Raw genomic sequence first — 10,894 nt, forward strand, 5'->3', positions numbered from 1 at the left:
GGAGGGCCACAGATGAAAGTCATCTATGGAAAAGATGCCACTCGCATCGACCTGACACCAGCGGTAAAAGACATCTCCTGGTCCTCTTCCCGAGGACAGATAGCACAAACGTGCGAAGTGTATATTCATGACCCGCCAGCGCTTGAAGCGGCGGGTTTTCTTATGGTCTTTACCGGGCAGTTACAGGAAGCAGAACAGATTTTTCATGGGCCCATCGTCCGTTTTCAACGAGATGAAATAGCGGGTGGTGTCCAGGCCACAGCCTATGAGCTCTCCTGGTACCTACAGAAAAATGAGACCTCACGGATTCTTGTAAAAGGAGATGCAGGTAAGGAACTGGAACGAATCATCCGGGCTACAGGCATTTCATTTTCGGTTCCTTCGTTTGGGTTTCAAGTCAACGAGCGAATGTCAGCACAATCTTATGCCAATCTGTATTCGACCCTTACCGAAAAAGCTTGGGAGCAAAAGGGCATACGTTATTTCCTCGACCATCGGCGGGACAAGCTTGCCGTCATTCCTGAGGGGGGCAATTCACAAATTCCGTTGTTTCGAGCGGGGATGTTGTCTGCAAGCAGCAACGGGGAGAGCATTGAAGAGCTGTATACTGTCGTTACCGTGGAGAGGTATGCAGATGACAAGGTGGAAAGCAGTGTAACCAAAGAGCATGGAGATTTGATCAAAAAATATGGTCGCATGCAAAAAGTAATCGATGCCGGAGAAGAAAAAAATCTGGGTACTCTTGCCAGCAGTCAGTTAAGTAAATTGTCAAAGCTGACCAAGACACGCTCGATTACCGTTATGCACGAAAATCCTCAAGCTGCCTTTCTTCGTTCGGGCTGGGCGATCAAGATTGCGGAGAAAGACGGAAAAACCATTACGGATTGGATCGTCACCTCCTGCCGTACTCGTTGGAGACAGGATCAGTATACGATGGATTTGGAATTGGAAAGGAGGGAGTAGCGTTGTATCAAGCTTTGTCACGAATCATGGAAGGGGCAAAACACGGAATTACCAATACAGAAATCGAATTTGGCAGTTTGCAATCTCACAGCCCTGTCAGTATCAAGCTGGATGAAGATCCGATTCCTTTGCAGCAGGAGGAACTCGTTTTATTTAAAGGTACCGTTTTTAAGCCTGAGCAGGTAGGGACACGTCTTGCTCTTTTGCGTTGTACAAACGGACAGTATCTCGTTTTGGGTGAGGTGGAGTAGGATGTTTCCTGACTTTGAGAAGGAAGAAGTAGGGGTTCTTTTGCTAGGAGTGGCAGGTGCGATTCCCTGGACCTATCGATTCAACTGGGAGAACAAACAGCTCGTCACAGGATTAGATGGACGTTTTCTGAAGACATTGACCTATGCAGAATATCTGGAAGAAGTCGCAAAAAAAATCCTTAACACCAAACGCTTTCAATACAGTATCTATTCTGAACGTATGGGTGTTGATTTTCTTGATGACATCGGTAAACTTCGTAATCAACTGTCTCTGCCTGCCATCAAAGTCCAGGTGGAAGAAGCACTGGAAGCGCATAGTGAGATCGAGCAGGCAGAAGTCACAGATATTCATTTTGAGCATGAGCAAGTGGTCTTTACAGTTGCCATCGAAGGTGTTCGAGGAAAAACGAGAGTAGAGGTGAATGTATGGCAACGTTAGAAAAGCCGGAAATGCCGATATTACGTGAGACACCCGAGCAGATTTACCAGCGCATGGTCAATCGTTTGACGGCTATGGCAGAAAAAAGAGGCGAAACAGCCCCAGCAACGGCAGAAGGGGAAATATTTTATGACTTGTTGTTTCCCATAGCAGCAGAGATTAGCGAGCAGCAACAGCTTTTGGAATATGCTTTTTTGCAAGGGTTCGTGCCTTGGGCTGATGGGGAATATCTGGATGCTCATGGGTTTCTGATCGGTCTTGCACGTAACACGAACGAAACAGATGAGGCATACAGAATGCGTCTCATCGAAAGGGCAAGGTTGGAAGAAGGAAACGGTCGAAGAATCGATTATGAACAATGGGCCCGACAAATTTCCGGAGTGGGTGGTGCGGTCGCGATTGAGAAAAAACGCCATGATTTATCCATCGATGTCTATATTACGGATAGTAACGGACAGCCTTCCACACCCGAATTTGCTCAACAGGTACGAGAGATAATGGAAAACAAGCGCATCGCTCTACATGACCTGCAAGTGCATCCCGCTGTTGTTTTCGCAGTAAATATTTCGGTGAAAATAAAACTTCTTCCGGGCTCGGATCAGGCAGCCGTCCTTCCATTGATAACGAAGAGAATAAACAATTACCTGAAAGGGCGAGCATTAGTTGTGTATCAACAACTTGGTGCTCTCTTTTTGGTTGATGGAGTTCAAGACTATTCTCAATTTACCTTAAATGGAGGAACATCAAATCTAACAGTACCAGATAATGCTGTATCCGTACTGATGCTGGGGGTGACTTCATGATCGAAGAAAAATACCGTGAAAGATTGCCACCTTACTGGTACGAGAACAAAGTAGCAGAATACTATTTTGAAGGCTCTGGACAAGAGGTCTTTCAGCAATCAGAGGTCATTCAAGATCTAAGCAAGCAAATGGTACTGCCTTTTGCCACCTACTCCTTGGATACCTGGGATTGGATTTTCTTCGGGGATACACAGATGGGCAATCAGCAAGAAAGACGAAAGGGGATTCAAAATAAAAATCTCGCCAAATCCAGTTTTTCCATGGAGACTCTACGGCAAATGGGAGTGATTGCTGGAAAGCTCGACAAGGTGACTGAAAATTTTGTTACCAGAGAAATCATGTTTGAGTTTTCGGACATCATGCCAGTATATCTGATTGATCTTGAAAGAGATTTTGAACGAATACGGCCCGTTCACGTCCAAGGTAGTCAAGCATTGATAAAGTCATCCGGGGGTGCGGTGATCGTCAATGCATACGTCCGTTCCTTTGAGGTGGATTATCCAATTTGCGGTACATTTTACCCGGAGGATGGCTTAGAAGGTCGAATTTATCGTGAATCAATTGCGCTTAAGAGCGCAGCACGTACACACAATGTTAACTATCCATTAACGAATGAATTTTATTCCATGGTGGAATAAGGAGGTGCCACTATTGGCAATTGTGCAAAATCGATTATTGGAGCTCTTGCAAAACGATGTAAGCAATCACATCAATAAAGCTCTGGTGAATGTCGACGGCCAGTTGAAGTCCTATCCAATCTTCAAGACGACTTCATCTGGATTCAAGGTCACGAAATATGTGTACCTGGATGATATTCAGGCGCAAGGTCAAATACAAACCGTTTCACTCTTAGATAGTAGCGGAAACACACTTGCCACTAAATCGCTGAACATTAAAAAAGGCGACAGTGGCCTATTAATTGCATTTGAACTTGAAGTGAAAGTTGAGGTGAGCTCATAGTGTCGTATGTAAAGACAAATTGGATTGATCACATCATCGATCCGACAACAGGTAATATCGTACAGCAAGGCACCAAGTTTACATCCACACGGGCAAACAAATTTGAACAAGGGATTGAAGATGCTCATAAGCTTGTGGAGAGTTTGGCAGAGAATGTGGTCGGAAGTTCGGTTATTTCGGGTCTTTCGTTTTCCGCAAGTGGTCTCACTGCTAACTATACGGCCGGTATCGCTTACGTAAATGGAGTTCGTTTTGAAGTGGCTGCCAGTTCACTGCCATTAGCCGCTACTCAAGGACAATTTATATACTTGGACAGTGACGGACTGGTGAAGACTACCACTACGCAGTCTACAGCAGAAGCAAAATGCTTGCTCTGGTATTTTGCGACGGATGCTAGCGCTGTGATCACGTCAAATGACAGAAAAAAGAAATTAGGAGTAGTCTGGCACTCAGGAAACTTTAATCCAACTACCAAGGCAGATTTAACACAAGTAGTACGAGCGGATGCGACTACAACGATGAACAAAACTACAGAGTTAAAGAAAATTGCCAATAACGATGGTGCGACATACACGATCATTGACGCAGATGCAAAACTTTATCGTGCAGTCTATAACGACTTGGCAGAGTTATTTGAACATAAGGAACCCAGTGAACCTGGCGATATCCTTGTTTCCGTCTACGGCAATGTGGAAAAGAGCTCCATACCTTATGATAAACGTGTAGTTGGCGTCCATTCAGATACATTTGGCATTTGTTTGGGTGGAGAAAACAAAACATCGCCGCAAGAAAATTACGATAAATATACTCCTATTGGAATATCCGGTCGTGTTTTTACGAAAGTAATTGGAGACATCGAGGAAGGTGACTTAATCACGGCCTCGGATATACCTGGTGTAGGGATGAAAGCAGAAAACTATTTACCAGGAACTGTAGTAGGAAAAGCGCTGGAAACATGTAAAAATACGCAGGGAATTTACCGGGTTCAAATGCTCATCATGAACTTGTAGGAGGATCGGAATATAAATGCCAAAAAATGGACTGTATATCACGGAATCCGATTTCCAGCAGTGGGGAGATCATTTTTCAACATTAGCCAATTCAGCCTGTTCAAGTGACAATCGGGAAGGAAGAGGGATTGTTGCAAGAAACATTACGTTTATCGTTACAGAACAATGCAATCTGGCCTGCACCTATTGTTATGAAACTCATAAAACCACGAAGCGAATGAGCAAAGAGGTAGCCAAACAAGCGGTCGATTTCATTTTTGACAAGGAAAAAATAAACGGGTATTGGGGCGATGAATCGCAGGGGGTCATTTTGGATTTCATCGGCGGAGAGCCTTTACTTGAAATTGATCTCATGGATTACATTGTAGAATACTTCAAGTTCAAAGCATTTCAATTGAAACACCCGTGGTTCACCAATTATATGATCAGTGTTAGCACGAACGGAACACTATTCCTTAGCAATAAGGTACAAAGGTTCATGGAAAGAAATCCCGGAAAAGTCAGTATGTCGATCAGCATTGACGGCAACAAGGATTTGCATGATGCATGTCGTGTTTTTCATGACGGACGAGGCAGTTATGATGTCGTAGAGAAAGCTGTTAAGAAAAACGTTAGTTTAGGGAATGTTTACACAAAAATGACAGTATCTCCGTTTAATATCCAACATTTAGTGGAAGCCATCCAAAACTTATGGGATCTCGGACTGAAAGGTGGAATGATGAATGTCGTTTTTGAAAAAGGATGGAACATTCATCATGCCAGATTACTCTATCAAAAGTTAAAAGAAGTCGCCGACATCATGATTGAAAAGGAGATATACAAAACACATTTTGTTTCATTTTTCGATGAAAGTATTGGAACCCCAAGAGTCAATAATAACAACTATTGTGGGGGAAATGGAGAAATGCTGGCAATCAGTGTAGATGGAAAATGCTCACCCTGCCTCAGATTTTTGAAATATTCTCTCTTCCGCAGAGAAGAACAGATCGTGGGCGATATTTTTACCGAGTTGGAGTCCAAAGAAAAAAATCGTTGGTTAAACCGCTTGAAAAATATTACCATGACTTCTCAGAGTCCGCCCAAATGCCAGGATTGCCAGGTGGCATCTGGATGTGGTGGTTGTACAGCTTTTAACTACGATTTCACCGGGAATCCGGATCAGAAAGCTACATTTTCCTGCAAAATGCACCGTGCCAGGGTTTTGGCAAACGTTTATTTTTGGAATCGATTATACAGACGTTTGGGTCTCGCTAAAAGGTTTCCGATGAATATGCCATTAGCCTGGGGATTGGAACTGGTTGATGAAGACGAGTATTGGATGCTTTCTGAGTTAGCAAAACACAGTAATTAAAAAATAGGAGGAATGAAAAGATGTTGCAAGAAAATAGGGAATTTTTGGTGAGTTTGTTAAACCTGAATTTGAAGCTGGATGCTCTGGATGAAACGATCGTCAATGAGCTTGAAAGTATTTTTGCCAATGAAGCCATTAACAACTATGAAAAACAGCTGGTAGTTGAACAGTTGAGAAAACGAATTGAACTGATCAGTGATCAAAACAAAGATTTTTTACAGAAGGTTGTCAGTCATTTCCCAGACAATATCTACGTACATGATTACTTACGGTTGCAGTTAATCGAGCTGGGAGATGTTAAGGAAAATATCAGTTCCATACTGGAGAACATTTTGAATAAAACCTATGATTTTGCGGAGGATCAAAAGCTGGAATACATGTTTTACGATAAAATTGTTAAATTTACCATTCTCCAAGGCGAATCTGAACTAATTAAAAAGGCTATTGATAAAATTCAATCGATTTAGCTGATTGAATTTTTAAATTAGATTAAGAATTTACAAGTTTGGGGCCCCGCCCGACGCCAGTGATAGCTTGTGTCGGGTGGGTTTTCTTATGGGGGGATAACAATATGGTGGCTAGTTGTAGTACATGTAGTGGTACATGCGATAGTATGTGTGGTTCGGCATCACAAAATGGTTGTATTGGTTGTACAGGTACATGTAGCAGTACATGTGGGGGTGGTTGTTCAGGGATATGCACAGGCTGTACGGGCACCTGCTCAACAACTTGCACAAGTAGTTGTGGAACGGGTTGTTCTGGAACGTGTTCGGGTACATGCTCAGGCACCTGCACAGGAGGCTGCGGCGGTTGTTCGGGCAACTGTTCGGGTACATGCTCAGGCACCTGCACAGGAGGCTGCGGCGGTTGTTCGGGCAACTGTTCGGGTACATGCTCAGGCACCTGCACAGGAGGCTGCGGCGGTTGTTCGGGCAACTGTTCGGGTACATGCTCAGGCACCTGCACAGGAGGCTGCAGCGGTTGTTCGGGCAGCTGTTCGGGTACATGCTCAGGGACTTGTACAGGAGGATGCAGTGGATGTTCTGGAACTTGCTCGGGTACATGCACAAGCTGTACTGGTAGTTGCACCGGGTCATGCACGGGAACTTGCTCAGGGGATTGTAATAACGGATGTACCTCTACATCTGCCTCTTCCTTCATTTCAACGCTGGGCAACAATATCAAAAACAAGGGATATATTACCCAAACAGACTTTAATGATTTATTGAAATCGATAAAAGGTGAATTAAGCAGACGTGGCAAGGTGATTCCTCAACCAAATTATGTTACTACTCCGGCACAAGGCATCGCAGTTTTGCTTGAGCATGCTCAAAAATTCTTTGATAACGTGAAAGCGATGAATGCGGCAAGAACAGATAGTGTGGGTGCAGATAAAATTGTAAAGACCAATGATATCAACTCGGCAATCGATTACGTAAGAACTTTGATGGCACAAAATATTAAGGCATAGGTTTTGGTTTCCATTGCTGAAACAAAAAGATTATTGATGGCTTCTTTTGGGGGATTGGCCACCCCCTCCTTCTTGATAATATGGATAAAAGGTAAGGGGAAAATGGTATGCTGATCAATTATGTTTTGGAAGTGGATGAAACATATCGACATAACGGAAAGCGAAAAAGGTATCTATTTGAAGTACAAGACGAAGATAAAGCAATTGAAGCGTATGAGAATGCGTGGAGAGGTATGGTTACATTATCTATTGTAGAAATGGACGACGAATATAACATTGTCAAACAATATTTGCACACTGACACCTCTGGCAATAAGTACATCAAGGGAAGCCCCTATTATCATTTTCCAACGGTTCCGAGAATTGCAAAGGCAGAACTACTGCAAAGGGGGAAAAAATTAAAATGATTTTATATGCACAGGATCAATTAATGCAGTTGGTTTTAGATTTGAAAGAGGAAGAAAGAATCTTTATTGAAGCAAATGCTGAAGTATGCCGGAGGATTAATTATTTGATTTTTCAAAAAACCGCGTATCAAAATCTCTTTTTATCGTATATCAACAAAACGAGTGAAGAGGCGGATCGCTTTCATCTCGAAGATTTTCTCCAACAGCTAACTCAAGTATACCTTGATGAATATGAAGAAACCAAAAATGAAGCAATACGATTGTTGGGACCAGAATTGTATTTGCTAATTATGGAGCCTCGTAATAATAGACATTACTACATCGATACAGAGAGAAGACAACTAATCATTTCATTGAGAGGAAAGCAGAGGGTCAATCTCCATTCGTGTGATTGTGCCACTCATTCAAAGGTATAGGGGTTATTATGGAAAAGGATTTTACTTATTCTCCACTAGATAATAACGATGTAAACATATATGAAGATAAAAATGCCAAATTTGTCCCACCCATAGGAGGATGCAGTGTTAGTGAAGTCAACAAAGAGCATTCAGAAAGAAAAAAAGCAGAAAGTAATGTAAATATTGAAGAAAAAGTGATTGATTGTCTTGAAAAAATAAGACCCTACCTTCAAAAGGACGGTGGGGATGTTGAATATGTAGGTATTGAAAAGAATTGGGTACAGATTAAAATGCTAGGGAATTGCAATGGCTGTAACAGTGTCGGGTTCAGCCTGGTTGAGATTGAGGAATATTTGGTAGAAGAAATAACAGGAATCAAAGGAGTGAGCTGGGTGTAATTTTACCCGAACATGGCTTGCTTTTATTTTTACATCAATGTAGACGAGGTAATGGTTTGAAACATGATGGAATATTAACCACCGTCAAAGGAGGCACAATCGCTACGCTTACCTACTTGCTTGGCGGGCTGGATCATCTGATCTTCACTTTTTCCATATTTCTAACTCTTGATTACATCACCGGTGGACAAAAAAGAGTGAAAAAGGCAGAGGATTTATCCCCTGCCTCTTCACATCTTCAAAAATTACATACTAATTCCTCAAAAAGCCTCCGATATATGAAAAATTAATTTCTCCAATAAGAACATTTTGCTCCCCAACAGGGGTTTTTAATACTATGCTATCATTTGGAGAAACCAACAGTAATTGTCGACCGATGGGTGATAACAAAGAGATCCGGTTCCTGTCAGGATCAATCTCAGTAGGGTATACAACCGTAAATTGCTCTTCTAATCCATCATCTTGAAAGATAACCTTTACGCTGCTGCCCAATAAGGCAACGGATAATAAGGACTGGGCCAAATAACTATCGTCCATTGCCAGAAGTTTCTCCAATGTTTGTGAGTATTGTTGTATGAATCTTTCCATGGATTGCTTTTCTTTTCCCTGGTCAGGGAAATAATCTTGTAAAAAGTTGGACTGTTCCTCATCAAAAAACAAAAGCTGATTAACCAAATGCTTACGAGTTCCACTGACGATACTATGGTTCATAATAGATTTCACCTCCCTGTTGGTTATCCAAGCAGCGTTTGATAAATTTTTCATTTTTCATAAAAAAAGTACCTCCTTTGTAAAAATAGGCCCTGAATTGGGCCTTCCAATCATTGTAACAGGTTTTTACCAGCAGTTCACTATCTAGTTAGATGTAACCATTTTGTAACCCTTTACGTCTCAAGTCAGGGTATCTTTGATAGCAAGCAATGAACATGAAGTATGGATGGAGTGAAGGCTAGTGAATCGAACGTTTTTTTGGAAGAGTGGATTAGTGGGGCTCCTACTTTGTCTTGTGAGTGGGTGTCAAGCAGTCTCTCCCGGTCAAATGATGAAACCACCGGCAATTGAAGATACACAGGCAGAGCTGATGCGTGTGATGAAAGAGTCTATTCCACAAGGTGCACAACTAACGATGCCAGCCCTAACGGAGCAAAAAGACGTTTTGTTTTCCGTCAACCTTGATCAGGATCGTCAAAATGAGATTGTCGCATTTTACGAGCGTAAAGCAACATCTTCTTATGAAGGTGCATCCAATGGCATGATTGTGATGAAAAAAACAGGTGATGCATGGAAAAAAGTGAGCGAGCATGAGGGAAAGGGAGACGAGCTGGAGAGAGTGATCTTTCAGGATATGACAGGTGATGGTCTTCCGGAGATCGCTGTAGGCTGGTCAAATGGGGAAGGGATGAATAAGGAACTTACCGTTTTTACTCCCCAGGTCTCCCAAATAACACTACTTTGGCAGCATTCGTATACGGCAATGGGAATTGGAGAGATAACAGGAGATTCTCAAGCAGACGTAGCCATCGTTCTACATGATCGCGATAATATGACGGCAGAAGGAAAGATTTTTGCCTACCAGCAAAACCAGATGAAAGAAACCGATACCTTGTCTCTCGATGGTAGTGTCAATGGGTTTTCACAGGTTCTCATTGGTAAGGCAGCACAAGACCAGCAAGGTTTGTTCATTGATTCCCAGACAGGGGCTCACTCAGCACTCACCGATTTGTTTGTCAGGAAGAATGGCAAGCTTGTCAATGTCTTGCTGGATGCAAGCGGGCAAACAACTGCATTTAAGGCATACGCGTTAGACTGCAAAGATGTGAATGGTGACGGGATCATCGAGATTGGTTTTCTAACGGAGCCACTTGATTCAGAAGACCTTGCCATGAGTGCTATACCTTGGATTAGTACATGGAACCAGTGGAAGCCAAACAATGAATGGCAAGTGGTGCAAGAAAACTATACAAACTACCTTCTTGGGATCGATTTTACTATTCCACAGAAGTGGCTGAACCACTATACAGTGGAAGTAAAGAGTGAAACCAACCTGGAACAAATCCAGTTTTCTTATACAGGAGCAGCAAAGAATAAACGAGCAGTGCTATTTACTCTGGAAGCGGCAAAGAAAAAGGGAGAACAGAAGCAGAGTAACAATCCGAAAGAATGGATCCTGGGAGAAAATAACGACCGTGTTCTCATCGTGAAAATGCCCGAGGAACCGACAGGCTTATCTGCTGAAGAGATGACCCAATATCGCAGTCTGTTGTTAGATCCAGAAATGATTCGCCAATCCATCAAGATATTTTCGATGTAGAATCGACTGTACAACCAAGGGTAGGAAGACAAGGTGGAAAAAAGCATGAAGATACTCGTGTTAGAGGACGAACAATCGATCCGTGATTTTATCCGGATTAATCTAAAAAGACATGGTTTTGAAGTGAAGGAA

At 42.5% G+C, this 10,894-nt stretch carries 16 protein-coding genes and 1 pseudogene; 16 read left to right on the top strand and 1 reads right to left on the bottom strand.

The window, feature by feature from the left end:
- Positions 1-12 precede the first annotated feature (12 nt).
- From ACPW7N_RS16760 to ACPW7N_RS16825, 14 genes are all read left to right on the top strand, one after another.
- Positions 13-963, top strand: coding sequence for an XkdQ/YqbQ family protein (locus ACPW7N_RS16760; RefSeq protein WP_425652251.1), 951 nt, complete (start codon positions 13-15; stop codon positions 961-963).
- A gap of 2 nt (positions 964-965) precedes the next feature.
- The gene (locus ACPW7N_RS16765; protein ID WP_425652252.1) at positions 966-1,214 is read left to right on the top strand and encodes a hypothetical protein; all 249 of its coding nucleotides are present in this window, start codon (positions 966-968) and stop codon (positions 1,212-1,214) included.
- Position 1,215: 1 nt separating this feature from the next.
- Positions 1,216-1,653 (top strand): DUF2634 domain-containing protein, encoded by a 438-nt coding sequence (locus ACPW7N_RS16770; RefSeq protein WP_425652253.1) that lies wholly within the window; start codon positions 1,216-1,218, stop codon positions 1,651-1,653.
- Positions 1,641-2,456 carry a baseplate J/gp47 family protein gene (locus ACPW7N_RS16775; RefSeq protein ID WP_425652254.1) on the top strand — a complete coding sequence of 272 codons (816 nt, stop codon included), beginning with the start codon at positions 1,641-1,643 and terminating at the stop codon, positions 2,454-2,456. Before ACPW7N_RS16770 ends, ACPW7N_RS16775 begins: the two co-directional genes overlap by 13 nt.
- Positions 2,453-3,094, top strand: coding sequence for a hypothetical protein (locus tag ACPW7N_RS16780; RefSeq protein WP_425652255.1), 642 nt, complete (start codon positions 2,453-2,455; stop codon positions 3,092-3,094). The genes ACPW7N_RS16775 and ACPW7N_RS16780 overlap by 4 nt, the downstream gene beginning before the upstream one ends.
- Positions 3,095-3,116: 22 nt before the next feature.
- On the top strand, positions 3,117-3,416 hold the full coding sequence (locus tag ACPW7N_RS16785) for a hypothetical protein (RefSeq protein WP_425652270.1): 300 nt from the start codon (positions 3,117-3,119) through the stop codon (positions 3,414-3,416).
- Positions 3,416-4,426: a hypothetical protein gene (locus ACPW7N_RS16790; RefSeq protein WP_425652256.1), complete on the top strand. Its 1,011-nt coding sequence runs from the start codon at positions 3,416-3,418 to the stop codon at positions 4,424-4,426. Before ACPW7N_RS16785 ends, ACPW7N_RS16790 begins: the two co-directional genes overlap by 1 nt.
- A gap of 16 nt (positions 4,427-4,442) precedes the next feature.
- Positions 4,443-5,777, top strand: coding sequence for a radical SAM peptide maturase, CXXX-repeat target family (locus ACPW7N_RS16795; RefSeq protein WP_425652257.1), 1,335 nt, complete (start codon positions 4,443-4,445; stop codon positions 5,775-5,777).
- A gap of 20 nt (positions 5,778-5,797) precedes the next feature.
- Positions 5,798-6,244, top strand: coding sequence for a hypothetical protein (locus tag ACPW7N_RS16800; protein ID WP_425652258.1), 447 nt, complete (start codon positions 5,798-5,800; stop codon positions 6,242-6,244).
- Positions 6,245-6,412: 168 nt separating this feature from the next.
- Positions 6,413-7,006: a hypothetical protein gene (locus tag ACPW7N_RS16805; RefSeq protein ID WP_425652259.1), complete on the top strand. Its 594-nt coding sequence runs from the start codon at positions 6,413-6,415 to the stop codon at positions 7,004-7,006.
- 35 nt (positions 7,007-7,041) lie between these two features.
- On the top strand, positions 7,042-7,248 hold the full coding sequence (locus tag ACPW7N_RS16810; protein ID WP_425652260.1) for a hypothetical protein: 207 nt from the start codon (positions 7,042-7,044) through the stop codon (positions 7,246-7,248).
- Between the two features lie 107 nt (positions 7,249-7,355).
- A complete protein-coding gene (locus ACPW7N_RS16815; protein ID WP_425652261.1) occupies positions 7,356-7,655 on the top strand; it encodes a hypothetical protein in 300 nt (99 codons plus the stop codon).
- Positions 7,652-8,071 (top strand): hypothetical protein, encoded by a 420-nt coding sequence (locus ACPW7N_RS16820; RefSeq protein WP_425652262.1) that lies wholly within the window; start codon positions 7,652-7,654, stop codon positions 8,069-8,071. The genes ACPW7N_RS16815 and ACPW7N_RS16820 overlap by 4 nt, the downstream gene beginning before the upstream one ends.
- An 8-nt stretch (positions 8,072-8,079) precedes the next feature.
- Positions 8,080-8,451, top strand: coding sequence for a NifU family protein (locus ACPW7N_RS16825; protein ID WP_425652263.1), 372 nt, complete (start codon positions 8,080-8,082; stop codon positions 8,449-8,451).
- 252 nt (positions 8,452-8,703) lie between these two features.
- Here ACPW7N_RS16825 and ACPW7N_RS16830 read toward each other — a convergent pair whose 3' ends face one another.
- On the bottom strand, positions 8,704-9,162 hold the full coding sequence (locus ACPW7N_RS16830; RefSeq protein WP_425652264.1) for a GreA/GreB family elongation factor: 459 nt from the start codon (positions 9,160-9,162) through the stop codon (positions 8,704-8,706).
- A gap of 241 nt (positions 9,163-9,403) precedes the next feature.
- Between ACPW7N_RS16830 and ACPW7N_RS16835 the strand changes: the two genes are divergently transcribed.
- Together ACPW7N_RS16835 and ACPW7N_RS16840 are read left to right on the top strand one after the other, a co-directional pair.
- The gene (locus tag ACPW7N_RS16835; RefSeq protein WP_425652265.1) at positions 9,404-10,762 is read left to right on the top strand and encodes a hypothetical protein; all 1,359 of its coding nucleotides are present in this window, start codon (positions 9,404-9,406) and stop codon (positions 10,760-10,762) included.
- A 45-nt stretch (positions 10,763-10,807) separates the two neighbouring features.
- Positions 10,808-10,894 (top strand): annotated as a pseudogene (locus ACPW7N_RS16840) (DNA-binding response regulator); the annotation flags it as partial.

The organism is Brevibacillus nigriterrae, from assembly GCF_049846925.1.
Classification (GTDB): Bacteria; Bacillota; Bacilli; order Brevibacillales; family Brevibacillaceae; genus Brevibacillus_H.